This window comes from Micromonospora sp. NBC_00898, from assembly GCF_045207895.1.
Lineage (GTDB): Bacteria > Actinomycetota > Actinomycetes > Mycobacteriales > Micromonosporaceae > Micromonospora.
In genome coordinates this window covers 2,229,452-2,255,433 of the sequence record NZ_CP108775.1, presented here as the reverse complement: position 1 = coordinate 2,255,433, position 25,982 = coordinate 2,229,452, and the positions used below count along the sequence as shown (strand labels likewise).

Annotated in this window: 26 protein-coding genes and 1 pseudogene; 16 read left to right on the top strand and 11 right to left on the bottom strand. The window is 72.6% G+C overall.

The window, feature by feature from the left end; genetic code table 11:
• From OG799_RS11060 to OG799_RS11035, 6 genes are read left to right on the top strand one after another with little or no spacing between them, the layout of a single operon-like run.
• A complete protein-coding gene (locus tag OG799_RS11060) occupies nucleotides 1-1,134 on the top strand; it encodes an ADP-ribosylglycohydrolase family protein (protein WP_406044939.1) in 1,134 nt (377 codons plus the stop codon).
• Nucleotides 1,131-2,498: an ADP-ribosylglycohydrolase family protein gene (locus OG799_RS11055; RefSeq protein ID WP_406044938.1), complete on the top strand. Its 1,368-nt coding sequence runs from the start codon at nucleotides 1,131-1,133 to the stop codon at nucleotides 2,496-2,498. Before OG799_RS11060 ends, OG799_RS11055 begins: the two co-directional genes overlap by 4 nt.
• Complete coding sequence (locus OG799_RS11050) at nucleotides 2,495-3,433, top strand: ribokinase (RefSeq protein ID WP_406044937.1); 939 nt, start codon at nucleotides 2,495-2,497, stop codon at nucleotides 3,431-3,433. Before OG799_RS11055 ends, OG799_RS11050 begins: the two co-directional genes overlap by 4 nt.
• Nucleotides 3,430-5,379 carry an SUMF1/EgtB/PvdO family nonheme iron enzyme gene (locus OG799_RS11045; RefSeq protein WP_406044936.1) on the top strand — a complete coding sequence of 650 codons (1,950 nt, stop codon included), beginning with the start codon at nucleotides 3,430-3,432 and terminating at the stop codon, nucleotides 5,377-5,379. The genes OG799_RS11050 and OG799_RS11045 overlap by 4 nt, the downstream gene beginning before the upstream one ends.
• On the top strand, nucleotides 5,376-6,563 hold the full coding sequence (locus OG799_RS11040; protein ID WP_406044935.1) for a CaiB/BaiF CoA transferase family protein: 1,188 nt from the start codon (nucleotides 5,376-5,378) through the stop codon (nucleotides 6,561-6,563). The genes OG799_RS11045 and OG799_RS11040 overlap by 4 nt, the downstream gene beginning before the upstream one ends.
• Nucleotides 6,563-7,384, top strand: a complete 822-nt coding sequence (locus OG799_RS11035; RefSeq protein WP_406044934.1) for an HpcH/HpaI aldolase/citrate lyase family protein — start codon at nucleotides 6,563-6,565, stop codon at nucleotides 7,382-7,384. The genes OG799_RS11040 and OG799_RS11035 overlap by 1 nt, the downstream gene beginning before the upstream one ends.
• A 9-nt stretch (nucleotides 7,385-7,393) precedes the next feature.
• Here the strand turns inward: OG799_RS11035 and OG799_RS11030 are convergent, their stop codons facing one another.
• Nucleotides 7,394-9,424: a glycogen debranching N-terminal domain-containing protein gene (locus OG799_RS11030; protein ID WP_406044933.1), complete on the bottom strand. Its 2,031-nt coding sequence runs from the start codon at nucleotides 9,422-9,424 to the stop codon at nucleotides 7,394-7,396.
• Nucleotides 9,421-9,798 (bottom strand): SCP2 sterol-binding domain-containing protein, encoded by a 378-nt coding sequence (locus OG799_RS11025; protein WP_406044932.1) that lies wholly within the window; start codon nucleotides 9,796-9,798, stop codon nucleotides 9,421-9,423. The genes OG799_RS11030 and OG799_RS11025 overlap by 4 nt, the downstream gene beginning before the upstream one ends.
• 190 nt (nucleotides 9,799-9,988) lie before the next feature.
• Here OG799_RS11025 and OG799_RS11020 point away from each other — a divergent pair, with 190 nt between their 5' ends.
• From OG799_RS11020 to OG799_RS11005, 4 genes and pseudogenes are all read left to right on the top strand, one after another.
• Nucleotides 9,989-10,366, top strand: a complete 378-nt coding sequence (locus OG799_RS11020; protein ID WP_406044931.1) for an SCP2 sterol-binding domain-containing protein — start codon at nucleotides 9,989-9,991, stop codon at nucleotides 10,364-10,366.
• Nucleotides 10,363-12,396 (top strand): glycogen debranching N-terminal domain-containing protein, encoded by a 2,034-nt coding sequence (locus tag OG799_RS11015; RefSeq protein ID WP_406044930.1) that lies wholly within the window; start codon nucleotides 10,363-10,365, stop codon nucleotides 12,394-12,396. Before OG799_RS11020 ends, OG799_RS11015 begins: the two co-directional genes overlap by 4 nt.
• Before the next feature lie 110 nt (nucleotides 12,397-12,506).
• A pseudogene (locus OG799_RS11010) lies at nucleotides 12,507-12,677 on the top strand (hypothetical protein); the annotation flags it as partial.
• A gap of 283 nt (nucleotides 12,678-12,960) precedes the next feature.
• On the top strand, nucleotides 12,961-14,754 hold the full coding sequence (locus OG799_RS11005; RefSeq protein WP_406044929.1) for a hypothetical protein: 1,794 nt from the start codon (nucleotides 12,961-12,963) through the stop codon (nucleotides 14,752-14,754).
• A gap of 256 nt (nucleotides 14,755-15,010) precedes the next feature.
• Here OG799_RS11005 and OG799_RS11000 read toward each other — a convergent pair whose 3' ends face one another.
• From OG799_RS11000 to OG799_RS10980, 5 genes are all read right to left on the bottom strand, one after another.
• Nucleotides 15,011-15,202 (bottom strand): DUF4926 domain-containing protein, encoded by a 192-nt coding sequence (locus tag OG799_RS11000; RefSeq protein WP_406044928.1) that lies wholly within the window; start codon nucleotides 15,200-15,202, stop codon nucleotides 15,011-15,013.
• A gap of 9 nt (nucleotides 15,203-15,211) precedes the next feature.
• Nucleotides 15,212-16,366, bottom strand: a complete 1,155-nt coding sequence (locus tag OG799_RS10995; protein WP_406044927.1) for a WXG100 family type VII secretion target — start codon at nucleotides 16,364-16,366, stop codon at nucleotides 15,212-15,214.
• Entirely contained in the window at nucleotides 16,363-16,683 is a 321-nt protein-coding gene (locus OG799_RS10990) for a type VII secretion target (RefSeq protein WP_406044926.1), read from the bottom strand. The genes OG799_RS10995 and OG799_RS10990 overlap by 4 nt, the downstream gene beginning before the upstream one ends.
• Nucleotides 16,670-17,074 carry a YbaB/EbfC family nucleoid-associated protein gene (locus tag OG799_RS10985; RefSeq protein WP_406044925.1) on the bottom strand — a complete coding sequence of 135 codons (405 nt, stop codon included), beginning with the start codon at nucleotides 17,072-17,074 and terminating at the stop codon, nucleotides 16,670-16,672. Before OG799_RS10985 ends, OG799_RS10990 begins: the two co-directional genes overlap by 14 nt.
• Nucleotides 17,075-17,200: 126 nt before the next feature.
• Complete coding sequence (locus tag OG799_RS10980) at nucleotides 17,201-17,524, bottom strand: SDR family oxidoreductase (RefSeq protein WP_406044924.1); 324 nt, start codon at nucleotides 17,522-17,524, stop codon at nucleotides 17,201-17,203.
• A gap of 189 nt (nucleotides 17,525-17,713) precedes the next feature.
• On the opposite strand from OG799_RS10980, the gene OG799_RS10975 reads away from it, so the two are divergent.
• From OG799_RS10975 to OG799_RS10965, 3 genes are read left to right on the top strand one after another with little or no spacing between them, the layout of a single operon-like run.
• Nucleotides 17,714-18,622, top strand: a complete 909-nt coding sequence (locus OG799_RS10975) for an SPFH domain-containing protein (RefSeq protein WP_406044923.1) — start codon at nucleotides 17,714-17,716, stop codon at nucleotides 18,620-18,622.
• Nucleotides 18,623-18,664: 42 nt separating this feature from the next.
• Nucleotides 18,665-19,012 carry a PadR family transcriptional regulator gene (locus OG799_RS10970; RefSeq protein ID WP_406044922.1) on the top strand — a complete coding sequence of 116 codons (348 nt, stop codon included), beginning with the start codon at nucleotides 18,665-18,667 and terminating at the stop codon, nucleotides 19,010-19,012.
• Nucleotides 19,009-20,088 carry a hypothetical protein gene (locus OG799_RS10965; RefSeq protein ID WP_406044921.1) on the top strand — a complete coding sequence of 360 codons (1,080 nt, stop codon included), beginning with the start codon at nucleotides 19,009-19,011 and terminating at the stop codon, nucleotides 20,086-20,088. The genes OG799_RS10970 and OG799_RS10965 overlap by 4 nt, the downstream gene beginning before the upstream one ends.
• Before the next feature lie 223 nt (nucleotides 20,089-20,311).
• Here the strand turns inward: OG799_RS10965 and OG799_RS10960 are convergent, their stop codons facing one another.
• The 4 genes from OG799_RS10960 to shbA form a co-directional block, all read right to left on the bottom strand.
• Entirely contained in the window at nucleotides 20,312-21,181 is an 870-nt protein-coding gene (locus tag OG799_RS10960; RefSeq protein WP_406044920.1) for a metallophosphoesterase family protein, read from the bottom strand.
• Nucleotides 21,182-21,486: 305 nt separating this feature from the next.
• Complete coding sequence (locus OG799_RS10955) at nucleotides 21,487-21,663, bottom strand: hypothetical protein (RefSeq protein ID WP_406044919.1); 177 nt, start codon at nucleotides 21,661-21,663, stop codon at nucleotides 21,487-21,489.
• Entirely contained in the window at nucleotides 21,654-22,670 is a 1,017-nt protein-coding gene (locus OG799_RS10950; protein WP_406044918.1) for an anti-sigma-D factor RsdA, read from the bottom strand. The genes OG799_RS10955 and OG799_RS10950 overlap by 10 nt, the downstream gene beginning before the upstream one ends.
• Nucleotides 22,667-23,245 (bottom strand): RNA polymerase sigma factor ShbA, encoded by a 579-nt coding sequence (gene shbA / locus OG799_RS10945; protein ID WP_406044917.1) that lies wholly within the window; start codon nucleotides 23,243-23,245, stop codon nucleotides 22,667-22,669. The genes OG799_RS10950 and shbA overlap by 4 nt, the downstream gene beginning before the upstream one ends.
• Before the next feature lie 164 nt (nucleotides 23,246-23,409).
• On the opposite strand from shbA, the gene OG799_RS10940 reads away from it, so the two are divergent.
• The 3 genes from OG799_RS10940 to OG799_RS10930 are packed head-to-tail and all read left to right on the top strand — an operon-like array spanning nucleotide 23,410 to nucleotide 25,980.
• Nucleotides 23,410-24,408 (top strand): ABC transporter ATP-binding protein, encoded by a 999-nt coding sequence (locus OG799_RS10940; protein ID WP_406044916.1) that lies wholly within the window; start codon nucleotides 23,410-23,412, stop codon nucleotides 24,406-24,408.
• Nucleotides 24,405-25,175, top strand: coding sequence for an MlaE family ABC transporter permease (locus OG799_RS10935; protein ID WP_406044915.1), 771 nt, complete (start codon nucleotides 24,405-24,407; stop codon nucleotides 25,173-25,175). The genes OG799_RS10940 and OG799_RS10935 overlap by 4 nt, the downstream gene beginning before the upstream one ends.
• A gap of 10 nt (nucleotides 25,176-25,185) precedes the next feature.
• Entirely contained in the window at nucleotides 25,186-25,980 is a 795-nt protein-coding gene (locus OG799_RS10930; RefSeq protein WP_406046262.1) for an MlaE family ABC transporter permease, read from the top strand.
• Nucleotides 25,981-25,982: the final 2 nt, after the last annotated feature.

Genomic DNA, 25,982 nt, shown 5'->3' with positions numbered 1-25,982 from the left:
ATGTCACTCTTGCTCGACACGTCGGTCGGATGTCTGGTCGGTGCCGCCGTCGGCGACGCCCTCGGCGGGGCCACCGAGACAGCACTGCCGGAGCAGATCCGCGCCCGCTACGGCGGCTGGGTCGAGGGCATCGTGCCCCCGTACCACGCCGACTGGGCCACCGCGCGGCCACTCGCGCCGTACCACAAGGGCGACGGGCACATCACCGACGACACGTTGATGACCCACGCCCTGGTCCGGGCGTACGCGGCCAAGCGGGACCACCTCGACGCGTACGACGTGGTGGAGCGGCTCGTCCCCGACCTGATCGAGCGGGTGGTCTACATCCCGGACCTGGAGCGGGAGGGGGTGACCTTCCACCGGCTGGCCGCGGCCGAACGGTGGCTGGTCACCCGCCTGCACCACGCGCACGCCGATCCCCGTGAGGCCGGCGTGGGCAACATCGTCAACTGCGGCGCCGCCATGTACATGGCCCCGGTCGGCATCGTCAACGCCGGCGATCCGGCCGGGGCGTACGCGGAGGCGGTGGAGATCGCCGGGGCGCACCAGCACAGCTACGGGCGGGAGGCCGCGGCGGTCTTCGCCGCCGCGGTCGCCGCCGCCGCGGCGCCCGGCGCGGGCGTCGACGACGTGGTCGCCGCGACCCTCGACCTGGCCCGCGACGGCACCCGCGCCGCCATCGACGCGGTGGTCAAGGAGGCCCGGGGGTACGACGACTGGAAGATCGCCATTCCCGCGCTGCGCGCCGCGGTGGCCCCCTACGACACGGTGGGGGAGGAGTACCGCAGCCCCGGCCTGGGCGCCCGCCGCCCGAGCCGGCTGCACGCCATCGAGGAGCTGCCGGTGGCCCTCGGCATGCTGGTGGTGGCCGGCGGCGACTACCGGGCGGCGGTGCTCGGCGCGATCAACTACGGCCGCGACGCCGACTCCACCGCCACCATGGCCGGCGCGATCGCCGGGGCGCTCGGCGGCGCGGCGGCAGTGCCCGCCGAGTGGTCCGACGTGGTTGCCGAGGCGTCCCGCACCGACCTGGTCGAGCCGGCGCGGGTCCTCGCCGAGGTGGCCACCGAGGTCTTCGACCGGGACCGGGAGCGGTTCGCCCGGCGCGCCGAGCGCTTCGGCGGCCTGGCATGAGCGCTGCGGGTGGGCTGCGGCTGACCTGGGTGCAGCCGGAGGACCTGCTGCCGCACGAGCTGGCGGCCAGCCGGGACGAGGGCCGCGACGTCACCGCCCTCGCCGACCGCTGGGCGGCGGCCGGCGGCGACGTCACGGCCCCGGTCAGCGGCGCGTCCGCCGTGCCGGCGTCACCCGAGCTGCGCGCCCTCGCCGGCGAGCTGCTCGACGCCGCGGACGCGCTGCCCAGGCCCCACGCCGCGGACGAGCCGGACGACCTCGCCGCCGTCCGGGCCACCTGGCCGGCGACCTGGGACCTGCCGACGTCGGTGACGCGGGACCGGCTGCACGGCGCCTGGCTCGGCCGGGCCGTCGGCTGCCTGCTCGGCAAGCCCGTGGAGAAGATCCCCCGACACGGGATCCGGGAGATCCTCACCGCCACCGGCCGGTGGCCGCTGCGCGGGTACTTCACCGCCGAGGGGCTGCCCGCCGAGGTGGCGGCCCGCTGGCCGTGGAACCGGCGCAGCGCCCCCACCAGCCTGGCCGAGAACATCGCCGGCATGCCCGAGGACGACGACCTCAACTTCGCGCTGCTGGCCCTGCGGATCCTGGAGACCCACGGGCCGGGCTTCACCAGCGCCGACGTGGCCCAGGCCTGGCTGGACTGGCTGCCCGCCGGGCGGGTCTTCACCGCCGAGCGGGTCGCCTACCGCAACCTGCTGCTCGGGCACACCCCGCCGGAGACCGCCCGCCGGCACAACCCGTTCCGGGAGTGGATAGGCGCGCAGATCCGCACCGACCTGTACGGCTGGACCAACCCTGGCCGGCCCGACCGGGCCGCCGAGGCGGCCTGGCGGGACGCCGCCGTCAGCCACGTCAGGGCCGGGGCGTACGGGGCGATCTGGGTGGCGGCCCTGGCCGCGGCGGCGCCGGTGGCCGGGAGCATCGACGAGGTGCTGGACGCGGGCGAGTCGGTGCTGCCGCCGCGCAGCCGGTTCACCGCCGCCGTCCGGGAGGCGCGCACGCTCGGCGCCGGCACCGACGACTGGGAGACCATCGTGGACACCCTCTACCAGCGGCACGGGCACCTGCACTGGGTGCACGTGCGCAACAACGCCGCGCTGGTCGCGGCGGCGCTCGCCTATGGGCGCGGCGACCTGGAACGGTCCATCTGCGCGGTGGTCGCGGGCGGCTGGGACACCGACTCGACCGGCGCGACCGTCGGGGCGGTCACCGGGGCGCTGACCGGCGCGTCCGGGCTGCCCGAGTGTTGGGTCGCCCCGCTGCGCAACCGGCTGGCCAGCAGCATCGCCGGCTTCGACGGGATCGGCTTCGACGCCCTCGCCGACCGTACCCTCGCCCTGGCCGCCGGGGGTGCGGCGTGAGCGCCCGGGTGGTCGTGGTCGGCAGCGCCAACCTGGACCTGGTGGTGACCACGCCGCAGCTGCCCCGGCCGGGGGAGACGGTGCTCGGCGGCGACTTCCGCACCGTGCCCGGCGGCAAGGGCGCCAACCAGGCGGTGGCCGCCGCCCGGGCGGGCGCGGACTGCGACTTCGTCGGTGCCGTCGGCACCGACGACTTCGGCACGCTGCTGCGGGACAACCTGATCGCCGCCGGCATCGACGTGCGGGGCCTGCGTACCGTCGACGGGCCCTCCGGCGTCGCGCTGATCGCCGTTGACGACGCGGCGGAGAACTTCATCGTCGTCGCGCCCGGCGCCAACGCCGCCCTGACCGGGCTGGATGACGCCGAACGTACGGCGGTGGCGGCCGCCGACGTGCTGCTGCTCCAGTTGGAGGTGCCGCTCGCGGCGGTCGGTCAGGCCGCCGGCTGGGCCCGCGCCGCCGCGACCACCGTGGTGCTCAACGCCGCCCCGGCCCGGCCGCTGCCCGCCGAACTGCTCGACCTGGTCGACGTGCTGGTGGTCAACGAACACGAGGCGGCGATCGTCGGCGGCGTCTTCACCGAAGAGCCCGGCGCGCTGCTCGACGCCCTGGTGGCCCTGGTGCCCCGGGTGGTGCTGACCCTTGGCGCGCGTGGCGCCGCGTACGCGGATCGGCATGGCGTCCGCGTCGAGGTCCCGGCGCCGAAGATCGACGCGGTCGACACCACCGCGTCCGGTGACGCGTTCACCGGCGCCCTCGCGGTCGCCCTCGCCGAGCGCGGTGGCACCCTCACCGCCGACACGGCGACGGCCGTGCTGCGCTGGGCGTGCGCCGCCGGCGCGGCCTGCGCGCAGCGCGCCGGCGCGTCCACCGCCCTGCCCGAGCGGGCCGCGATCGACGCCCTGTACGCCGCGACCTACGGAGCTGCCGCGTGAGCCTCAACCCCTACGTGCCGCGACCGATCGACCGGCCGACCGGCGTGCCGCTCGGCGCGCACGCCGACCTGGCCACCCTCGACGAGGCGAAGGTCTTCGCCGCCCCCGACGACCCGGCCGACTGGCCCGCCTGGCGGGACCAGCTCACCCGGTGGCGGGCCGACGCGCGGGCCCGTCTCGCCTACACCGGCAGCCACTACGACGCGATCACCACCGACTGCTTCAGCGTCTGCCTCGCCTGGCTCTGGGATGAGACCCTCTACGACCACGAGCGGGGCGTCTTCACCGTCGAGGCGTTCCTCGAGGCCGCGCGCCTCGACTTCGGCGGCTTCGACGGGGTGGTGCTCTGGCACGCGTATCCGGTGATCGGGCTGGACGAGCGCAACCAGTTCGACTGGTACCGGGACGTCCCCGAGCTGCCCGACGTGGTGCGCGCGTTCCAGGCGCACGGCGTCCGGGTGTTCATCGACTACAACCCCTGGGACACCGGCACCCGGCGGGAGCCCGGCGCCGACGCGGAGGAGGTGGCCGCGCTGGCCGCCACCCTCGGCGTCGACGGGGTCTTCCTGGACACCCTCAAGGAGGGCGCCGGCGAGCTGCGCAAGGCCCTCGACGCGGTCCGCCCCGGCCTCGTCCTCGAAGGGGAGAGCCGGGTGCCGCTGGCGCGCATCGAGGACCACGCGATGTCCTGGGCGCAGTGGTTCGCCGACTCCGAGGTGCCCGGGGTGCTGCGGGCCAAGTGGTTCGAGCGGCGGCACATCCTGCACCACACCCGACGTTGGCACCGCAGCCACCTCGACGAGCTGCACTCGGCCTGGCTCAACGGCTGCGGCGTGCTGGTCTGGGAGAGCGTCTTCGGCGTCTGGGTCGGCTGGAACGACCGGGACAGGGCGGTGCTGCGGGCCATGCGGCGGGTGCAGACCAGCCACGCCGCCTGGCTGCGCGCCGAGGACTGGGTGCCGCTCGCCGACCACCCCGGCGGTGGCCGGGTCTACGCGTCGCGCTGGACGCACGACGACCAGCCACTCTGGACGGTGGTCAACCGGGGCGACGACCACGACGGTCCGTGGCTGGTCACCGACCCCCGGCCGGGCCGGCGCTTCGTCGACCTGGTCACCGGCGCCGAGCTGACCGTCAGCGAAGCCGGTGACGGCCGGGTCGCCGTCGGCGGTCCGCTCCCGGCCGGCGCCGTCGCCGCCGTGGTCGCCACCGACGCGCCCGTCGCCCGGCACGAGCCGCCGACCGGGGACCCGTCCTTCCCGGCCCGCGCCGCCGTCCGCGCCCGCACCCCGTGGTCGCCCCTCGCCGCCCTGCCCGACGGCATGGTCACCGTCGACGGTGGCCACCACGAGCTGACCGTCCGGCACCGGGTCCGGGAGACCGGCCTGTACGGGGAGGCGCCGTACGTCGACGAGTGGAAGCCGCTGCCGCCCCGGCTGCACCACACCGGCACCCTGCTCCGCCCGGTCCGGCTCGGCCGGTTCGCCATCGACACCCACGAGGTCACCCACGGCCAGTACGCCCGGTTCCTCGCCGCCACCGGCTACCGACCGATCCGACCGGAACGGTTCACCGCCGGCCGGGGACCCGACGACGCCCCGGTCACCGGCGTCGACCTCGCCGACGCCCGCGCGTACGCCGACTGGGCGGGGCTGCGGCTGCCCACCGAGGACGAGTGGCAGGTGGCCGCCGAGGCGGGGCTGCTCGCCCGACGAGAACCCCTCGTCTGGAACCTGACCGAGAGCGAACACTCCGACGGGCGTACCCGGTTCGTGATCCTCAAGGGTGGATGCGCGTACCGGGCGGAGGGCTCCGACTGGTACCTCGACGGCGGCCCGCAGCCGCCCGAGGTGTCGGTGAAGCTGCTGCTGACCGGCGCGGGGCTGACCCGCTCCGACTCGATCGGCTTCCGCTGCGCCGCCGACCTGCCGAGGGAGGTCCGATGACCGCGCCGCTGTACGGGGTCAAGGTCGTCGACCTGGCCACGCTCTTCGCCGGCCCGCTCGCCGCCGCGTTCCTCGGTGACTTCGGCGCCGACGTGGTCAAGGTCGAGCACCCGGCCAAGCCCGACCCGTCGCGCGGGCACGGCCCGGCCAGGGACGGCGTAGGCCTGTGGTGGAAGGTGCTCGGTCGCAACAAGCGGACCGTCACCTGCAACCTGTCCGACCCGCAGGGCGCGGAGCTGCTGCGCCGGCTGATCGCCGACGCGGACGTGCTGGTGGAGAACTTCCGCCCCGGCACCCTGGAACGCTGGGGCCTCGGGCCGGCCGAGCTGCACGCGGTGAACCCGCGCCTGGTGATCGCCCGGATCAGCGGGTTCGGCCAGCTCGGCCCGTACGCGTCCCGGCCCGGCTTCGGCACCCTCGCCGAGGCGATGAGCGGCTTCGCCGCCGCCACCGGGGAACCCGACGGGCCACCCACCCTGCCCCCGTTCGGGCTCGCCGACTCGGTCACCGCACTCGCCGCCGCGTACGCGGTGATGCTGGCCCTGCGCGGCCGCGACCGCACCGGCCAGGGCCAGGTGGTCGACCTGGCCATCATCGAACCGATCATGGCGATGCTCGGTCCGCAGATCACCTGGTACGACCAGCTCGGCTACGTGCAGCCCCGGCTGGGCAACCGGTCCAACAACAACGCCCCCCGCAACACCTACCGGTGCGCCGACGGGCGGTGGGTGGCGGTGTCCACCAGCGCGCAGAGCATCGCCGAGCGGGTGCTGCGGCTGGTCGGCCGCCCCGAACTGATCGACGAACCCTGGTTCGCCACGGGCAGCGGCCGGGCCGCGCACGCCGACGAGCTCGACGCCGCCGTCGGCGCCTGGGTGGCGAAACGCGACCGGGACGAGGTGGTGGACGCGTTCGAGGCCGCCCAGGCTGCCATCGCCCCCGTCTACGACGTCCGCGACATCCTCGCCGACCCGCAGTACGCGGCGCTGGGCACCGTCGTCACCGTCCCCGACGAGGAGCTCGGCCAGGTACGGATGCAGAACGTGCCGTTCCGGATGTCCGCCAGCCCGGGGGAGATCCGGCACGCCGGGCGGCGGCACGGCCAGGACACCGACGAGGTGCTCCGGGCGCTCGGCGTCACCGACGACGAACTGGCCGCGCTGCGCGAACGTGGGGTCATCTGATGCTGCTCACCCTGCTCTACGTGCCCGGGGACCGCCCGGACCGGTTCGCCAAGGCGGTCGCCTCCGGCGCCGACGCGGTCATCCTCGACCTGGAGGACGCCGTCGTCGCCGGGCGCAAGGCGTACGCCCGCGCGGCTGTCGCCGAATTCCTCGCCGCGCCGCAGCCCGTGCCGGTGCAGGTCCGGGTCAACGAGCTGACCGGCCCGGACGTCGACGCCGACCTGGCCGCCGTCGTCGGCGCGCCGGGGCTGGCCGGGCTGCGACTGCCCAAGGTGGAGTCCGCGGCGACCGTCGCCGCGCTCGCCGCCCGGGTCGACGCGCCGCTGCACCCGCTGATCGAGTCCGCCGTCGGGCTGGAGGTCGCGTACGACATCGCGGGCGCGCACCCGGCGGTGGCCTCGCTCGGGCTCGGCGAGGCCGACCTGCGCTCCGACCTGGGCGTCGCCGACGACGACGGCCTGCTCTGGGCGCGCGGCCGGATCGTGGTCGCGGCCCGTGCGGCCGGCCTGCCGCCGCCCGCCATGTCGGTCTACGCGAACGTCGCCGACCTCGACGGACTCGCCGCCTCCTGCGCGGCCGGCCGGCGGCTCGGCTTCCTCGGCCGCGCCGCCATCCACCCCCGTCAGCTCCCGGTGATCGCCGAGGCGTTCCGTCCGGCCGAGCGGGAGGTGGACCGGGCCCGGGAACTCCTCGCCGCGATCGCCGACGCGCAGGCCCGCGACTCCGGCACGGTGGTGCTGCCCGACGGCCGGTTCGCCGACCGCGCGATGGTGGCCGCCGCCCGCCGCGTCGTCGACCTGGCCGCCCGGTACGCCGCCTGAACGTCACAGTCAGTCGAGGCGCCCGCATCCGAAGGCGTCGGCGCGGCCCCACCGCCCTGGAATGTTCCGCAGTTCGATCCGACCGACTTTTCGGGGCACCGCCGGTCTGGTCACGAGGTGCTCCCCGCGCGGCTCCATGCCGAGCATGGTCCGCAGCAGCAACAAGGGGGTGCCCGTCGACCACGCCTGTGGACTGCAGGCCGTCGGGTAGCGCACGGGGTACCGGGTCAACTCCCGGTCGTGTCCGGCGAAGGCCTCCGGCAGTCGACCGTCGAAGTAGTTGGCGGCGTCGATGATGCCCTGGGCGATGTGGGCGGCTTCCTGGGTGAAGCCGTAGCGGCGTAGTCCCCAGGCGATGAAGGAGTTGTCGAAGGGCCAGACGGTGCCGACGTGGTAGCCGAGCGGGTTGTAGCGGGCTTCTCCTTCGGCGAGGGTGCGGACGCCCCAGCCGGAGAAGAGTCGGGGGCCGAGGAGGTGTTCGGCGATCTTCGCGGCCCGGGACGCCTCGACGATGCCGCTCCACAGCAGGTGGCCGATGTTGGAGGACAGCGCGTCGACCTGGCCGCCGTCGGCGTCGATCGCGAGCGCGTAGTATTCGCCGTCCTCGACCCAGAAGTCCCGGTTGAAGCGCTCCTTGAGGTCGGCCGCTTCCCGTTCGAGGCGGTCGGCGTAGGCCGGGTCGTTCCAGAACTCGCGGGCCAGCCGGGCGCCGCGGATCTTGGCGTCGTAGGCGTAGCCCTGCAGCTCACAGGTGGCGCGGGGCAGGCCGGGCAGCCGGCCGTCGCGGTAGGAGATGGCGTCCCAGGAGTCCTTCCAGCACTGGTTGTCCAGGCCGGTCTGCTCGTTACGGCGTTGGTACCAGATGTAGCCGTTGCCCATGATGTCGCCGTACTCGTCGATCCAGTCAAGGGCCGCCCGCGCCGAGCGCTCGAGTCGCCGCACCGCATCGGCGTCTCCGGTCCAGCGCTCGTATTCGTCGAGCAGGATGACGTAGAGGGGCGTCGCGTCGGCGCTGCCGAAATACGGTGAGTGCGGCTGTTCCTCGAAGCCGACCGTCTCCCCGTAGCGCAACTCGTGCATGATCTTTCCCGGCTCTTCTTCGCGGAAGTCGTCCAGCACGATGCCCTGCACCAGCGTCAGCAGGCGCAGCGTCGTAGCGGCGAGATCCGGTGCGAACGGCAGCGCCTGCAGGCTGGTGAAGATGCTGTCACGACCGAAGATGGCCATGAACCACGGCAGGCCGGCGGCAGGAAGGCTTCGTCCGCCGCCCGTCAGCGGCGTGAAGCGCAGCGCGGCGAGGTCGACGAGGCTACGCCGGTAGGTCATCATCAGTGACTCGGAGTCGCACGTCAGGCGGGGGGTCTCGGCGAGCCAAAGGTCCAGATCCCGGCGAATCTCCGTCTTGACCCGGCCGGGCCTGCCCTGGAGGCTCTCCCGGAGACCACGCCCGTTCACGCCCAGTGTCGCCACCTGAATTTCGGTCACCCATTCGCCGTGCGGTCCGATCCGGACGTCGTACGTCAGCCCGTGCTCGTCGATCCGGGCCGGCTCGGTGCTGGAGACGACCGTCTCCCGCTGGAACGCCTCGCGGCGGTACCCGAGCCGCAGGCACCCGTCTTCGACCCGCGCGTAGTATTGCCCCTTCTTTTCCTGCACGTCCTTGATCTCGAACAGATCGGCGAAGTCGCTGGCAACCTCGAACCGGATCCGCAGGTCGACCGGCTCGCTTCGGTGGTTGACCACCGTCAACCGCTCGCGGAAGCTGCCACCGATCGAGCGCTCGCGGATGGCCGAAACCTTGGGGTCGGCGGGCGTCGCAGCAGCGGGGACGAGAAAGAACCGCGTCTCGAAGTACTCGAGGTCGTCGACGGTGAGCGCGCTGAGTCGATCCCCGTCGATGCTCAGCAACCACTTCGACAGGAATCGGGTGTCGAACGAGAACAGGCCGGTCGGGATAGTGGGAGACGCGTCGATGTCGCCGCTCGCCTCACTCACCACGAACGTGTTGCCGTCCAGAAGCCGGACGAGGTCCTCGGTCATGCCTGCCGTCTCCGCTCGCGGGCGAACATCCGCGGGTGGTGCGCGCCGGGCGGCCCCGGAAAGACCCGCTGCATGAGGCGGGCGAGCCGCACCTCGCCCTCGGCCCTGAGTTCGTTGCGCACCCACGCCGCGTACAGATTCTCCTCGCCGCTGACGATCCGGTCGAAGAGTCCCTTCTCGGCGCGGACGACCGAGTCGGACTCGCGCTCATCTCGCGAAACGCGGACATCACCCTGTCGGATCACCACAAACCAACGGTCGAGCCCGTGATCGTGCTTGAGGTCGAAGCGTATGGTGCCGGTGGCCTCCTCGAGCAGGGGTTCGTGGCCGCGGCGGCCGAGCCCGTCGAAGAACTCCGCCGTTGGATCTGACATCAGACTCCCTCGGTCAGTTCTGACCAGGACAGCATCACCCGGACCTGGGCACCTCGGCATCACCCGGATCGGATGAGATTGGCGCGGCCGACACCGTTGTTCCAATCTCACCCGCTACGGGTGATGCCACGGCACCAAGGGTTGAGCGACGCTGCCTGTTGAGCCGGTCGACTTGCGAGGGGTGGCGCTGATGTCGGATGCGACCAGAGAGTTCTTCGACGAACTCGACCGCCGCGGGTCCGAACGCCTGCTGAAGAAAACCAACGGCACCGTACGCTTCGACCTCGAACACGACCACGGGATCGACCATTGGCTAGTCATTATCACCAATGGTGATGTTCGGGTGTCGAGGGAGGAGCGCGACGCCGACTGCGTCATCCGTGCCGACAACGCGTTCTTCGACCGGATGGTGCGGGGCGAGGAGAAACCGTTGCCGGCGTGGCTGCGGAACGAGATCACGAGCGAAGGCCAGTACCGGTTCATCGTCCTGCTGGAGCGGCTATTCCGCGAGACGCCCGGCGCGCGCCATCCGCGGACCTTTGCCCGCGAACATGGGGTGCGCAGATGAGTGGCGAGCTCGTCAGGATCCTGGACGGCAACATCTTCGTGTTGAGCTTCGACAGCGGCGACATCGAAGCGTCACCCGCTGTCCCGTGCGGGTTCTTCTCGTTCGACACCCGATTCCTGTCGCTGTGGCGGCTGAGCATCAACGGCGAACGGCTGCACGCGCTGGCCATGGACGACTCGCGGTACTTCGACGTGCGTTTCTTCCTGGTCCCGGGCGCGCCGACCCACTACCTGGACGCCAAGGTGTCGGTCATGCGGGAACGGTCGGTCGCCGGCAGCTTCGAGGAGCGGTTGACGGTCTTCAACCACACCAGCGAACCAGCCGAGTTCACCGTCCGCTTCGAGGCGGACTCCGACTTCATGCCGCTGCTCGCGATCGCGCAGCCGGAGAAGGCGGTGGGCCGGACCTACAAGCGCGTCGAGGATGGGTCCCTGCACCTCTGCTACGAGCGCGAGAAGTTCCGGCGCGAGACGGCCATCTCGACGAGCGAGCCGGCGCAGGTCGACGAGCACGGGCTGACGTACCACATCCAGGTCGGCGCGCACGAGCAGTGGACCACGACCCTGCACGTTCGTGGACGGGTGCTGCGCCCGGACGGCCAGGATGTTCGCGACCACGTGTATCCCGCGCGCCGCAGGCGGAACAAGGTGCACCTCGAGCAGGACCTTGAACGGTGGCTCGACAAGGCACCGCAACTGAACTCCGACTCGGCGTCGCTGACAAGGACGTACCGTCGTAGCCTGGTCGATCTTGCGGCGTTGCGATACTCGCCGCTGACGCTCCCGAAGGAGGCAATGCCCGCCGCCGGCCTGCCGTGGGCCGCGACCCTCACTGGACGTGATTCCATCTTCGCCAGTCTGCAGGCGCTGCCCTTCGCCTCGGAACTCGCCGTGGCCACGTTGCGCATGCTCGGGATCGACCAGGGCTCGGTGCTGGACGACTTCCGGGACGAGGAACCGGGAAAGATCCTGCGCGAGTTCCGCTACGGCGAGCTGGTCGCGTTCGAGCAACGCCCGCAATCGCCGTATTACGGCAGCGCCGACGTCACCCCGCTCTACGTGATCCTGCTCGACGAGTACGAGCGGTGGACCGGGAACGCCGCCCTGGTGCGGGAGTTCGAGGACGAGGCCCGGGCGGCCCTGCACTGGATCGACGAGTACGGCGACATCATGGGCAACGGCTACGTCTGGTACCAACGCCGCAACGAGCAGACCGGCCTGGACAACCAGTGCTGGAAGGAATCGCCGGAGGCGATCTCCTACCGCGACGGCAGGCTGCCGGGCCTGCCCCGGGCCACCTGTGAGCTGCAGGGCTACGCCTACGACGCCAAGATCCGCGGCGCCCGGCTGGCCCGCGAGTTCTGGAACGACCCGGCCTACGCCGACCGCCTCGAACGGGAAGCGGCCGACCTCAAGGAGCGCTTCAACCGGGACTTCTGGGTCGAGGACGGCGAATACTACGCGCTCGCGATCGACGCCGACGGCGGCCAGGTCGACGCGCTGTCCTCCAACATCGGCCACCTGCTGTGGAGCGGCATCGTCGAACAGTCCCGGGCCGCGAAGATCGCCGAACACCTCCTCGGCCCCCGACTCTTCTCCGGCTGGGGCGTCCGCACCCTCGCCGAAGGAGAAGCCCGCTACAACCCGCTCGGCTACCACGTCGGCACCGTCTGGCCCTTCGACAACTCCTTCATCGCCTGGGGACTACGCCGCTACGGCTTCACCCAGGAAGCCGCCCACATCGCCCAGGGCATCATCGACGCCGCCAACTACTTCGACGGTCGACTGCCGGAGGCCTTCGCCGGGTACGAGCGGAAGCTGACCAGACACCCGGTGCAGTACCCCACCGCGAACAGCCCTCAGGTCCTGTCCACCGGCGCGCCACTGCTGTTCTTGCGGACCGTGCTCGGCTTGGAGCCGTACGGAGAAGACCTGGTGGTGGCGCCGGCGCTGCCCGCGGGATTCGGTCGGATCGAGCTCCTCGACATTCCTGGCCGCTGGGGCCGGATCGACGCCATCGGGTACGTGTAAATCGGCGCTCAGAAGAGCGATGAGGCAGAGCTGAGTGCGCCAAGCGGGTTGATCGGGCAGGTGGTGTCAGCCGACGAGGTCGGCGAGCGGGGCGGGCTGCCGACGCGGCCGCCGGTGGTGGGCGCGGGCCCGCACTCCGTCAGCTCCGCTCCGAGCTGCGGATGCTCGCCGCGCTGCCCGTGGCGGACCTGCGGGCGCAGGCCGACGCGCTCGCGCGGGAGCTGCGGGAACTCGACGTGTTGATCCAGCGGACGAACTGGGAGGCCGACCTGCTGGACTGAGCGATGTGGAGCAGGTAGCCGTCGCGGAGGCGTGCACACCAGGGCCGGCTGCTACCCGGTCAACCTTCCTGGCGCGCGGAGGGCAGCGCGGGGTTCGACTCCCCGGCAGCATCAGGCAGCCCCGCAACCGGGCACAGGTAATGGCGCACGAAGCACTACACATCACCACGTGCAGATCCACGACGACGAGGGTGGGCTCGGGGCACTCCACATCCAGCGGATCCTGGCGATCGCCGCCGCCTGCGGTCCCGTAGGCTCGCGGCACCCCTCTTCTGGAGCCGTCATGTCCGAGCCGCCGCCTCGCCTCCGCCGCCGGACGGTGCTCGCCGCGGCCGGCGGTCTGGCGGTGGCGGGTGTCGCGGGCCCCGTCGGGCTCGCCCTGTCCTCCGGGTCGACGCCGACGCCCCGAGCCTCCGGCCGGCGCCCGATCAGCATGGCGATGCACATCCACGCCTCGTTCAGCGAGGGCATCGCCAGCTACGCCGCCCACCTCGACCAGGCCCGCCGCAACGACGTCGACGTGATCTGGTGGACCGACCACGACTTCCGGGTCGCCGCGCACGACCACCGCCGAATGGTGCACTTCGACGGCGCGGAGGAGCGGGAGGGCGGGCTGGCCTGGACCTGGCGAGCGTCCACCGAGGGCCGGCTGACCGCGTCGGCCGCCGACTTCGTCGACAGCCCGCACGCCACCGACGACCCGGCGAGGGCCCTGCGGCTGACCGCCACCGGCGCGGGCATCCTCTGGTACGCGGGCCAGGCCTGGAACTGGACGCACACCGGCAACATCTCCGACACCACCCTCCACCTCGACGTGCTGCCCGAGGCGTCCGGGCCGGACGCGACACTGCTCGTCGAGATCGCCCTGTCCCACCACCCGGCCCGGGCCGGCCGCCCCGGCGGCCAGTACGTCCTGCGCTACCGCATCGGGGCCACGGACCGCACCGGCCACTCGACGGACGGCCTGCTCGGCACCGTCGATCTGCCCGCCCCGGCGGGGGAGTGGCGCCGGCACACCCTGCCGCTGGTGGCGGACGTCCGGCGGCTCTGGCCCGACCTGGTCGCGGGGGACAACTCGCTGCGCGGTCTGCGCCTCGGGGTGAGCGTGCGCGCGTCGGCGCGGGCCAGCTTCGTCGTCGACCGGCTGGCCTTCGACCGGGCCCGCCGCGCCGGTCAGGCCGGCGAGGACCTGCGGGCCGAGGTGCTGCGCGCGTACGACGGAGCGTTCCCGGGCGTGATCCACCACCGGGCGTACGAGGTGTCGCTGGTGCGGCACCTCAACTGGTTCGGCGGGGACCAGACCCTGCCGGAGTTCCCGTCGCCGCCGTACCGGGACAACGACGTGACCCGCACCGAGCGGATGATCGAGTTCCTGCACTCGCACGGTGGCGTGGTCTGCTGGAACCACCCGCTCGACGTGGAGAACCGCGAATCGCTGGCCCGGCTGATGGTGGAGCGGAACAACCTCGGCGCCGACCTGGTCGAGATCGGTCGCGGACCGCTCGACGACCACCTGTGGGCGCTCGACGTCGCCGCCCGCAACGCCGTCTTCTTCACCGCCGTCGGGGTCACCGACGACCACGACGGCACCGACTGGCGGGGCCGCGACGACCGGCACATCACCTACGTCTGGGCGCCGTCCACCGACCGGGACGCCCTGGTGGCGGCGCTGCGCGCCGGCCAGGCCTGGTTCACCGACCTGGCCCGCTACCGGGGCGCGATGGACATCGAGCTCGACGGTCGGACGGCGATGGGCGCGGTCGCCGTCACCGACGCGTCGGAGCTGACCGTCCGCCTGCGCGCCACCGAGCTGCCGGCCGGCGCGTCCCTGGAGGCGGTCATTGGGACGGTGGACCTGGCCGGCGTCCGCGACCTCACCCCGGCCACCCGGACCACCCGGGTCTCCGCCCGGCAGCTCCGGCAGGGCTGGTACGACCTGCGGGTCACACCGGGCGACGGCACCTACCTCCGCACCCAGGTCCGGGGGAGAGACGGGGCGCTCCTGGGGGTAAGCAACCCGGCGTGGTTCCTACCCGGCCGGCAGACGCATGACATTTCGCCGGGTCGCCGGTTCTGACCATCGAGTTCGACAGGACCGCTTGGTGGCCAGGCGGAAGTTGGGAATGCGGGGAACTCGCTCCTCCTCGGGCGTCTCGATCGCGGGAGCGGTGACGCCGGGAGGTATCAGCGCACGGCAGATTAGCGCGCCCTCAAGGCAGGTGCTGCACCACAGCGACGCGTAGTCGACATCGCTGCCGCGTGGTCCGGTGAAGACGATACGGAGCGCTGACCGGTTGAACCCGCCAGCATTCCTTGCCCAGCAACCCTGACCTCTATCGGTAGAGCCGGATCTTGTCCGGCCTCAGAGCGATCGTCGTCAGCGTACGGCCTTCGTTGTCGGTGAACTCGACTTCAAACGCCTGCTCGGGTGCGGTGAACACGTGGACGATCGTTCCGACCGATCCGGCGGCGAGCTGTTCCTCGGGAAGGTCAGAGAGGAGTTCGACCACGTCAAAGAGGTTCACGGAAGGTCCTCAGGGGAACGAGATGGTGATCAGTCGGGGCGTGGCTGATCCCGCTTCGAGCATCCAGGCAGTTCGGACCATGATAGTTCCGTTGGGGCCCGTCAGGGGGACGTCCACCGACCACCTTTGCCCGTACTGGTCAGCCTTGCCCAGCATGGGAGCGCCCTCACGTACGCCGTTTCGGATTTGGTCTTCTATCAGGGCGGCGTCCCCGACCTCCAGTCCAGTTGCCGAGTTGATGACGCGGTACTTGTTCTTGCCGACCGGGTGATCCGGGTTCATCGCGTAACTCGTGATCTTTCGAGAATCGATTTCTGGATCGGTGAAATCGGGGGCGGACGTACCGCCAGGAGCGGGCGGCGGCCGTTCGGGCTCCTGGTGCGGTGGCTGGGGCTCTTTCCCGCTCCTGCTGAGTCGGTTGAGGATCTGCTTGAGTTTGCCGATCAGGGCGCCGAGTTGGTGCAGCTCCGGGATAAGGCGCCGCAGGCTGGCCAGCAGCCCGCGCAACCACTGCGCGATCTTCGCGCCCCACGCCGCCACCGTGGTGGTGACCTGCTCGACCACCAGCGGAGTGGCGAAGCCGAAGCTGGCCGCCTCCTCGACGGCGTACACGATCAGGCGGGAGACGCAGGTGGCGATGGCGTCGCGGACCATGAGCCGGACGGCGGCGATGAGGATGCCGGCGGCCTCGGTGGCTAGCGCCATGGTGTCGGCGGCCCGGCTCAGGCCGGCGACGGCCTGCTGCTGCTCGCCGGCCCGGGCCCGGTAGGCCGGGCCGGCGCTGCCGCTCCACTCGGCGACGTCCATGCGTACCGCCCGGGCCAGGCTCTCCGCCTCGTCGCGGAGGGAGCCGGCGACGTTGCGCCAGGTCTGGACGTGTGCGGCGATCTGCGCGGGGTCGCCGGCCAGCCAGTCGAGCGCCTCGGTGAGGGGCCGGACGTGCTCGATGATCCAGGCGACGCCGTACTGGAGCAGGGAGCCGACCGGGTCGGAGACCAGCGCCAGGCCGTCCAGGCTGGCGCCGACCACGCCGAGGGTGCCGTCGATCCAGCTACCGTTCCTGATGCCGTCGCCGATGAGCTGGATATCCTCGGCGATCCAGACGCCGGCCCACGGGTTGGCCGGGCCTTCGACCGGGGCGGCGACCAGTGGGTTGGTGGTCACCGACGCTGCCGGATCCGGTCGAGCGTGGTCGCGGCCCGGGTGTCGGCCTCCCCGTACCGCGCGGACACCGTGCGTAGCCGGTCGGCGGTGTCGCCCACCGAGCGGGCCGCCGCGTCGACGCCGTCGACCAGGACCCGTTGCACCTGGTCGAGCAGCACCGGCATCAGCCCGCAGAGCTGGCCGTACGCGTCCGCGCCGAGGCGGACGGACGCGCCGGCCTGCCGGGCGACCGCCAGGGCGTCGGAGATCCCGTCCAGGTGACCGGCGTGCGCGATGAGGTCCGCCGGTACGACCTCGATGCCCTCACCGGCCGGCACGGTCGCCGTCCGCGTCGGTCACGCCGAGTCGCCGGCCGTACGAGTCGATGATCGCGCCGGCCACCGGGTCGTCCGGTCCCAGGGTCTCCCGGGTCGCCTCGGTGATCTGGCGCAGCAGTTCGGCGTACGCGGTCCGGGTGGTCGCCAGCACCTGCTCGGCCGTCCGCGCCGCCGGGCGGGCCCGGATCCGCTCGTCGAGCCGCAGGGCGATCAGCGTGCCGGCGGTGTCCACGGTCGCCTCGACGGCGCCGTCCGCGCTGGTCGCGCTGGCGGTCAGGCCCGACAGCCGCTGGGACAGCGCCCTGCCGCGCTCTGCCCGCTTGGCGAGCGACGACTCCCAGTCGTCGATGCGCCGTCCCGCCGCTGCGAAAGCCGCGTCGTCCGTCCACATGTCGACCCTCCCCAGGGGACACCGCCCGGGCGTCGAGGTGAGCCGGCCGCCGCGGGCCGGCGACACACTACCAAGTGCAGGCGACCCGTCGCTGCCCGTGAATCCCGGGCCGCCACGGCCGCCCGGTCAGACGGCCTGGCCGGTGGGGCGGGCGGGGTCGCCGTCGGCGAGGGTGTCGTGGGTGGAGAAGCCGGCGTTGGCGACCACGTTGTCGAGCCGGCCGTACCGCTCGACGGCGGCCTCGACCGCCGCCCGCACGTCGTCGGGTTCGGTGGCGTCGCCGGCCACGGTGAGCAGGCCGCCGTCGCCCGCGTCGGCCTCCTTGACGGACGCGGCGAGGCGGGACTGCGTCCGGCCGGTGGCCACCACCTGGTGCCCGCGGGCGAGCAGCTCGCGTACGGTCGCGGCGCCGATGTCGGTGGCGCCTCCGGTGATGAGCGTGACCGGCATGTCCCATCCTCACTCGGGCCGGCGGGCCCGTCGTCGCCGCGCCGTCGCCGGACGGGTGCCGGCGGCGTCGTCCACGGCGATCCTAGGCGTACGGAGCGTCAGGGCGGGATCCCGTGGGAGTGAGTGAACGGCCCCGGAACGGGTAGGCGCGGCGCCGGGAGGCGGGCGCCTCCGGGATCGAGGGGGACAATGGGAGCCGCCGTCGTCGTCGGCCTGGTCATCGTCATCGCGATCGTGGTGCTTGTGCTGTCGCTGAGCGTGCGGCTGGTGCAGCAGTACCAGCGCGGTGTCGTGTTCCGCTTCGGCCGGGTGCTGGATCGCATCCGGCAGCCCGGTTTCCACCTGATCATTCCCGTCGCCGACCGGATGGTCCGGGTCAGCATGCAGACCACGGTGATCGGGGTGCCCGCGCAGGGCGTCATCACCCGGGACAACGTCACCCTCACTGTCGACGCGGTCGTCTACTACCGGGTGGTCGACCCGGTGAAGGTGCTGGTCAACGTGCGGGACTACCCGTCGGCGGTGCTCCAGGTGGCCCAGACGGCGCTGCGGTCGGTGATCGGCAAGGCCGACCTCGACACCCTGCTGCGTGACCGGGACCGGATCAACACCGAGTTGAAGGCGGTGATCGACGCGCCCACCGAGAAGCCGTGGGGGCTGCTCATCGAACGGGTCGAGGTGAAGGATGTGTCGCTGCCCGAGGGGATGAAGCGGTCGATGTCCCGCCAGGCCGAGGCCGAGCGGGAACGCCGCGCCCGGGTGATCGCCGCCGACGGCGAGTTCCAGGCGTCCCGCCGCCTCGCCGACGCCTCCCAGGCGATGGCGAACACGCCGGGGGCGTACCAGCTGCGGTTGCTGCAGACGGTGGTGGAAGTCGCGGCGGAGAAGAACAGCACTCTGGTCATGCCGATCCCGGTGGAGCTGCTGCGCTTTTTCAGCGAGTTCACCCGGGGTGCCCGTGAGCAGGCGGCTCCCGGTGGGCCGGGGCTGAAGGAGCAGGCCACGCCGGTCGGGCCGGTGCTCGGCCCGGTCACCGAGAGCGTGGCCGCCGCAGCCGAGGGCGACGGCCACCGCGGTCGGCAGGAACCGCCGCACTGACGGGGCACTGCATATGCCGACAGGCGGTATATGCTCCTCGGCATGACCGACAGTCCACTCCGGGAACCCACGTTCCTGGTCCTCACCGCGCTGGCCGAGACACCCCAGCACGGCTACGCCGTCATCGAGGACGTCCTGCGCATCTCCGACGGGCGGGTGCGGCTGCGCGCCGGCACCCTCTACGCCGTCCTGGACCGGCTCCGCGCCGACGGCCTGATCGAGGTGGAGCGGGAGGAGGTGGTGCAGTCCCGGCTGCGCCGCTACTACCGGCTCACCGCGCTGGGCGCGACCCGGCTCGCCGACGAGGCCGCCCGGCTGCGCCGCAACGCCGAGGCCGCCGGCCTCCGGCTGCGCCGCGCCGGCCTGCTCCCCGAGGAGGGAGCGGCGTGAGCGACGCGGAACTGGAACGCCGCTACCGCCGGCTGCTCGCCGTCTACCCCTGGGAACACCGCCGGGCGTACGAGGAGGAGATGCTCGCCGTCCTCCTCGCCGACGCCCGGCCGGGGCAGCGCCGGCCCACCGCGGCGGACGCGGTCAACCTGATCGGCGCCGGCCTGCGGGCCAGGCTGCGGGTGAGCGCAGGGGGGTTCACCGAACCGGCCTGGGCCGACGCCGCCTCGGTGACCGGCCTGCTGGTCGCCCTGGTCCTGCTCGCCCTCGCGACCAAGGGGCTGGCCGATCAGTCGTTATTCGACCCGTCCCTGCCGCCGCCGCTTCGACCCAACGGCCCCGACCTGGTCGACTGGGTCCGAGTGGTCGGCTGGGCAGGGGTCGCCGTCGCCGCGCTGGTCGGGCTGCGGTGGATCGCCGCCGGACTCGCCTGGGCCGGGGTCGCCGGGTGGGTTGTGCTGGTCGCCCCGGGCGTCGTCGACCAGCCGACGTACGTGGTGGACACCCTGCCGCAGCTCGGGCTCGCCGTGGTGGCGGCCGCCGCCCTCACCGTTCCGGCGCCGCGCCGGGCGGTGGCGGTGCTGGGGGTACGCCGGCTGGCGGCAGTCGTGCTGGCGGCGGTGGCGGCGGTGTCGATCCTGGAGACCGCCCGGCTGTTTGCGCCGTCCTTCCGGGAACTCGGGCCAGGCGACAGCTACACCTCCTATGTCCTGTACGGCCTGGAGGCCAGCAGCGAGGCGTTGATCTGGCTCTACGTCGCCGGGCTCGCCGTTGCTGCCCTGGTGGTTCTGGTCGGTCTGGCCACCCTCACCCCGGAGATCCGGCGGCGGGTCGTCGTAATGCTGGCGCCGGTCGCCGCGCTCGCCCTGGTGATCGACACCGCGCTGGCCGGTTGGGCGGTGTCCACCGTCCACATGGGCCACACGATCCCCCTCGTACCGGCGCAGTGGGCGATGCTTGTGCTCGTGCCGGCGGTGACGTTCCTGGCCGGGGTGCTGCTCGTCCGCCGTCGGGAGGAGACGCTGCGGATGGTCGCGCTCGGCCGCGACGCCGACCGGGAGCGACCCGCGGCCTGAGCCGCCGGCGGTCCCGCGCTCAGGCCGGGACCGCCGGCGCCCGCTCCCTGGCGGAACTAGGTCTTGTCTCGCGGATCTTGGGTTCGCTTCGTTGAGCGGGTATGGCTCGTGGAGATCTGAGCCCGAGTTGGCTGTGCCGGAGCTGTTGCTGCCCGGCGCAACCTGCTGGACCGGGGCCTCTGCGGGTGGTGCACCGGCTCGGCGAGGCCAGTCTGGCGCGCCGTTATGGCTCCACGCCCACGACGTCCTCGCCCGACACCGCGTCGACGAGGTACACCTGCTCGCCGGCCCGCGGGTCGCGGGCGTGCAGCACGTGGAAGAGTGGGGAGGCCGGGCCGCCGAGATCGACCACGGTGGCTCCGGCGCCCAGTACCGCGCGTTCCCACCGAGGCGGCGCGGTGAAGTCGATGCGGGTGACTACGCCGGGCGTCACCCACACCGGTATGCCCCGCAGCAGGCCGGACAGCTGCAGGTGGAAGTGGCCGCACAGGATCGCCTGGACGTCGGTGTCGTGTACCGCATCGGCGAGATCACCGGCGTTACGCAGGTTCGCGGTGTCCATGATCGGGGAGGTGGGCACGGCGATCGGGGGGTGGTGCAGCACGAGCACCGTGCCCGCCGCAGCGGGTTCGGCCAGCACGTCACGCAGCCAGGCCAGCTGGGCTGGGTCGAGGTGCCCGTGCACGTGGCCGGGCACGAGGCTGTCCAGTGTGATCACACGCAGCCCAGCAACGCGGCTGATGGCGGCGCGCTCGCCGGACGCGCTCGCCATGGTCGTGCCGATGTCGGTGCCGTCGGCCGCCAGGTGCCCGGAGCCGAGGGTGGCCGCGAACGCCTCACGGGTGTCGTGGTTGCCCGTGCAGTAGACATGCGGGATGCCCCGCTCGGCGCAGAACCGGCCCACCTGCTCGCGCACGCCCGCGCAGCCTTCGGCGGAGCCGTCGTCGGCGATGTCGCCGCTCACGACGACCAGATCCACTTCCGGCACGAAGCGCGCGTCGTACAGGATGCGCGCCAGCGCTGCGGAGGCATCGACGTCAGGGCTGTTCAGGTGGGTGTCGGACAGGTGCAGGATCCGGTGGCGGACGGTCACGGGCGCGTCTCCTCGTCTCATCGACAAGGGGCACCCAGGCGGTCGACGCCCCGACCTTCACTCCCCGGTGGTCGCCCACCCGCGCCAGTTGTGTGTGCACAAACCTACGCCCGACGATGATCGCGCGGCAATCGCATTGTCTGGATGATCCGCGAGACAGAACCAGCCACCCGAGACGGACATAACCTCACGAACCCGAGCCAGATGCCCGCTTTGCGCCGGCCGTTGAGCGCGGACCCCACCTCGGTCACCACCCGCAACACCGTGGCGCCCCGCCCGGTCGCCCACGCCGTGACCCGCACCAGCTAACGATCCAGGTCCTGCCCCTGACCGACCGACGACACCCGCGCATACACCGCAACCGACACCTGGTTCGACACCGCCGCAGTGTGCGACAGGGCCGCCGCGCCGACCGCTCCGCCGGTCAGCACCAGCACCGTCATCGTCGTGGCGCTCAGCCACCGGCTCGTCGTCATGCGCATCGGCCGGCCGATGGCGGTCTCGCCAGCCGTCGTTGTGCCTCACCGGGAACGGAGAGCGGGTGCGCCGGCGCGCGACAGCATCCGGCGTCGGGTCGACCCGGGGCGGGTCCTCGCCGACAAGGAGCGGCCGGAGGCGGAGGCTCAGCCGAGCAGGCCGCTGGTGGGCAGCGGCAGGGGCAGGCCCGGCAGCGGCGACAGCAGCGACGGGCTCGGGGCCGGTGGCAGCGGCAGCCGGGGCAACGGCAGCAGCGGGTCGCCACCACCGCCGGTCGGGGAGGTGCCGGGCGTCGGCCCGGCCCCGGCTTCGTCGGCGCCGGCGCCGGCGCCGGGGCCTGCGTCGTCGCGCCGGCGCTCGGGCGGGCACCGGGGGCCGACGGCGCCGGTGAGACCGGGGGAGCGGCCGGCGGCGTGGCGTCGGCCCGCGCGGCGGTGAGCTGGCGGCTCACCGCGTCGAGTTGGTCGCGGAGCCGGTCCACGGTGGCCGGGTCGGTGATGTCGGCCAGCTCGCGGCGCGCCTGGTCGACGAGCCGCTGGGCCTCGTCGAGCCGGCCGGCGGTCAGCGCCGCGCGGGCCCGCGCGATGGTCTGTTCGACGCCGCGCACCTCGGCCTGCTGCGGATACAGCAGCTTGGTCAGGGTCCACAGCGGGCTGCTCGGCCCGGCGTTGCGGCTGCTGATGCCGAGCCCCGACACCAGCGCGAGCAGCGCGATCACCGCGGCGGCCAGGCGCAACGCCCAGCGGCGGGGCCGGCGGGCACGGGCGGCCGGTCGCAGCGGCGCCGGCGGCCCGGGCGTCCCGCCGTCAACAATCGGGGTCGGGGGTCGCAGCTCCGCCAGCTCGGGCACATCGGCGGCGACGTCGGCGCGCCACGCGGCGAGCAGGGCCGCGATGCCGTCGTCGGCCGGCGCCTCCTCGCCCCGGCCGAGCGCGTCGAGCAGCAGGTCGTCGCGGGCGATGACCTCGAGGTCCATCGCCTGCTCGTCGCCGCCCGGCCTCCGCTCACTCATGCCGCCACCTCGTCCAGTGCGTCCCCGGCAAGGGTACGGAGCCGGGCCAGGGCCCGGGACTGGGCCACCCGTACCGCGGCCGCCGTCATCCCGACGATCGCCCCCACCTCGTCGGCGGGAAGCCCCACCGCGACCCGCAGCAGGATGATCTCCCGCTGCGTCTCCGGCAGCTTCTTCAGCAGCACCGACAGCCGCCGGGCCAGGTCGGTGGCGACCGCCTGCTGCTCCGGCCCGGGAGCGGCGTCGGGCTGCTCCAGCGGCGCGTCGGTGGGGGTGACGGCGGAGTCGCGGACCGCCGCGCGCTGCGCGTCGGCCACCTTGTGCGCGGCGATGCCGTAGACGAAGGCGGCGAAGGGCGAGCCCTGGTCGCGGTAGTGGGGCAGTGCCCGCAGCACCGCAAGGCAGACCTCCTGGGCGACGTCGTCGGCCGTGGCGTACGCGCCGCCGATGCGACCCAGGCGCGCCCGGCAGTACCGGACCAGGCCGGGGCGTACCTCGGTGAGCAGCGCCGACGTCGCCGTCCGGTCGCCCGCGGCGGCCCGACGGACGAGGTCTGGCTCGATCACACTGGTCATGGCGTTCGCGAAGCACCTTCATTACCGGCCGGTTACCGGCACGCTATCGAGCCCCACCCCGTTTTGCCTAGTTCGCCGAGGGTGACGGGGCGCTGACGCAAAGAAAGCTGTTGCGCCGGCGGACCCTTCCGCGATGTCCCAGATGACGACGGAGGGAGGGGTCGATGGGTGTCGAGGTGACCGTGCAGGGGCTGACCAAGTCCTTCGGCGGGCAGCCCGTGTGGTCGGACGTCTCCCTCACGCTGCCGGCGGGCGAGATATCCGTGCTGCTGGGACCGTCCGGCACCGGCAAGTCGGTGTTCCTCAAGACGCTCGTCGGCCTGCTCCGGCCCGACCGCGGCTCCATCGTGATCGAGGGCCAGGACCTGCCCCGCCTGTCCGAGCGGGCGCTGTACGAGGTGCGCAAGCTGTTCGGCGTGCTGTTCCAGGACGGCGCGCTGTTCGGCTCGATGAACATCTACGACAACGTGGCGTTCCCGCTGCGCGAGCACACCCGCAGGTCCGAGTCGCAGATCCGCGCCGTGGTCACCGAGAAGCTCGACATGGTCGGCCTGGTCGGCGCCGAGAAGAAGCTGCCGGGCGAGATCTCCGGGGGCATGCGCAAGCGGGCCGGGCTGGCCCGGGCCCTCGTCCTCGACCCGCAGATCATCCTCTTCGACGAGCCGGACTCCGGGCTGGACCCGGTGCGCACCGCATACCTCAACCAGCTCATCATCGACCTCAACCAGCGCACCGAGGCGACGTTCCTGATCGTCACCCACGACATCAACACCGCCCGGACCGTGCCGGACAACATCGGCCTGATCTACCACGGGCACCTGGCCATGTTCGGTCCCCGGGAGATGCTGCTGTCCAGCACCGAACCGGTGGTGCGCCAGTTCCTCAACGCCCAGCGGGTCGGGCCGATCGGCATGGCCGAGGAGAAGGACGCCGAGGAACTCGAGGCCGAGGCGCAGGCCGGGGTCGAGCTGCCGCCGCTGCCGCCGATCCCGCTGCAACTGCCGCCGTCCGACGGGCTGCCGCGGCGGGCCGAACGCCCGCCGGGCCAGTGGTGTCAGGAGCACGGAGTCACCCCGCCGCCGGGGTCGTTCGCGGGCCGGCGGGACGCGGAGCGACCCACTGTGGAGCTGTCCACCGCGGAGCTGCGAGGGGTGACCAGATGAGCGCCGCGGTGGCCGCGCTGCGCCGCTCCGGCGAGTTCTTCGCGTTCTGCCTGGACACGCTGCGGGGCCTGGGCCGCCGGCCGGTGCAGGTCCGCGAGTTCGTCCAGCAGGCGTGGTTCATCAGCTCGGTGTCGATCCTGCCGGCCGCGCTGGTCTCCATCCCGTTCGGCGCGGTCATCGCCCTGCAACTGGGCTCCCTGGTCCGGCAGCTCGGGGCGCAGTCGTTCACCGGCGCCGCCTCGGTGCTTGCCGTCGTCCGCGAGGCCGGCCCGATCGTCACCGCGCTGATCATCGCCGGCGCCGGCGGCTCGGCGATCTGCGCCGACCTGGGCTCCCGCAAGATCCGCGAGGAGCTGGACGCGATGCAGGTGCTCGGCATCGACCCCATCCAGCGCCTCGTGGTGCCCCGGGTGCTCGCCTCGGTGCTGGTCGCCGTGCTGCTCAACGGGCTGGTCAGCGTCGTAGGGGTGACCGGGGGCTACACCTTCAACGTGGTGCTGCAGGGCGGCACGCCCGGGGCGTACCTGGCCAGCTTCCAGGCCCTCGGGCAGCTGCCCGACCTGCTGGTCGGCGAGGTCAAGGCGGCGCTGTTCGGCGCCACCGCCGCGCTGGTCGCCTCCTACCAGGGCATGAACGCCAAGGGCGGCCCCAAGGGCGTCGGCGACGCGGTCAACCAGAGCGTCGTCATCACCTTCATGCTGCTGTTCGCGCTGAACTTCGTCGTCACGGCCGTGTACTTCCAGGTCGTACCGCAGAAGGGGAGCTGACGTGGCCGTGCTGCGCTACCTCGACGACCTGGGCGGGCAGCTCGCCTTCTACCTGCGCGCCTTCGCCTGGACGCCGCGCACCCTGCGCCGCTACAAGCGCGAGGTCATCCGGCTGCTGGCCGAGGTCAGCTTCGGCTCCGGCGCGCTCGCCGTGCTCGGCGGCACCGTCGGGGTGATCTGCTTCCTCACCTTCTTCACCGGCACCGAGGTCGGCCTGCAGGGCTACCAGGCGCTCGACCAGATCGGCAGCAGCGCCTTCACCGGCTTCGTCTCGGCGTACTTCAACACCCGGGAGATCTCCCCGCTGGTGGCGGCGCTGGCGCTGTCCGCCACGGTCGGCTGCGGGTTCACCGCCCAGCTCGGCGCCATGCGGATCTCCGAGGAGGTCGACGCGCTCGAGGTGATGGGGGTTCCATCGCTGCCGTTCCTGGTCACCACCCGGATGATCGCCGGGTTCATCGCGGTCGTCCCGCTGTACGTGGTGGGCCTGCTCGCCAGCTACGTCGCCACCCGCACCATCGCCGTGGCCTACTTCGGACAGTCCGCCGGCACCTACGACTACTACTTCCACCTCTTCCTGCCGCCCGGCGACGTGCTCTGGTCCTTCGCCAAGGTGCTGGTCTTCAGCGTGATCGTGGTGCTGGTGCACTGCTGGTACGGCTACACCGCCAAGGGCGGGCCGGCCGCGGTGGGCGTCGCCGTCGGCCGGGCCGTCCGCACCGCCATCGTCGCGATCAACGTCGTCGACTTCTTCCTGTCCCTGGCCATCTGGGGCGCCACCACCACCGTCCGGATCGCGGGGTGACC

Bases quoted from the DNA above. Each gene is read 5' to 3' on its own strand.
- OG799_RS11060 (WP_406044939.1), top strand. From the start codon at position 1: ATGTCACTCTTGCTCGACACGTCGGTCGGATGTCTGGTCGGTGCCGCC.
- OG799_RS11055 (WP_406044938.1), top strand. From the start codon at position 1,131: ATGAGCGCTGCGGGTGGGCTGCGGCTGACCTGGGTGCAGCCGGAGGAC.
- OG799_RS11040 (WP_406044935.1), top strand. From the start codon at position 5,376: ATGACCGCGCCGCTGTACGGGGTCAAGGTCGTCGACCTGGCCACGCTC.
- OG799_RS11035 (WP_406044934.1), top strand. From the start codon at position 6,563: ATGCTGCTCACCCTGCTCTACGTGCCCGGGGACCGCCCGGACCGGTTC.
- OG799_RS11030 (WP_406044933.1), bottom strand. From the start codon at position 9,424: ATGACCGAGGACCTCGTCCGGCTTCTGGACGGCAACACGTTCGTGGTG.
- OG799_RS11025 (WP_406044932.1), bottom strand. From the start codon at position 9,798: ATGTCAGATCCAACGGCGGAGTTCTTCGACGGGCTCGGCCGCCGCGGC.
- OG799_RS11020 (WP_406044931.1), top strand. From the start codon at position 9,989: ATGTCGGATGCGACCAGAGAGTTCTTCGACGAACTCGACCGCCGCGGG.
- OG799_RS11015 (WP_406044930.1), top strand. From the start codon at position 10,363: ATGAGTGGCGAGCTCGTCAGGATCCTGGACGGCAACATCTTCGTGTTG.
- OG799_RS11005 (WP_406044929.1), top strand. From the start codon at position 12,961: ATGTCCGAGCCGCCGCCTCGCCTCCGCCGCCGGACGGTGCTCGCCGCG.
- OG799_RS10985 (WP_406044925.1), bottom strand. From the start codon at position 17,074: ATGTGGACGGACGACGCGGCTTTCGCAGCGGCGGGACGGCGCATCGAC.
- OG799_RS10980 (WP_406044924.1), bottom strand. From the start codon at position 17,524: ATGCCGGTCACGCTCATCACCGGAGGCGCCACCGACATCGGCGCCGCG.
- OG799_RS10975 (WP_406044923.1), top strand. From the start codon at position 17,714: ATGGGAGCCGCCGTCGTCGTCGGCCTGGTCATCGTCATCGCGATCGTG.
- OG799_RS10970 (WP_406044922.1), top strand. From the start codon at position 18,665: ATGACCGACAGTCCACTCCGGGAACCCACGTTCCTGGTCCTCACCGCG.
- OG799_RS10955 (WP_406044919.1), bottom strand. From the start codon at position 21,663: ATGCGCATGACGACGAGCCGGTGGCTGAGCGCCACGACGATGACGGTG.
- OG799_RS10950 (WP_406044918.1), bottom strand. From the start codon at position 22,670: ATGAGTGAGCGGAGGCCGGGCGGCGACGAGCAGGCGATGGACCTCGAG.
- shbA (WP_406044917.1), bottom strand. From the start codon at position 23,245: ATGACCAGTGTGATCGAGCCAGACCTCGTCCGTCGGGCCGCCGCGGGC.
- OG799_RS10940 (WP_406044916.1), top strand. From the start codon at position 23,410: ATGGGTGTCGAGGTGACCGTGCAGGGGCTGACCAAGTCCTTCGGCGGG.
- OG799_RS10935 (WP_406044915.1), top strand. From the start codon at position 24,405: ATGAGCGCCGCGGTGGCCGCGCTGCGCCGCTCCGGCGAGTTCTTCGCG.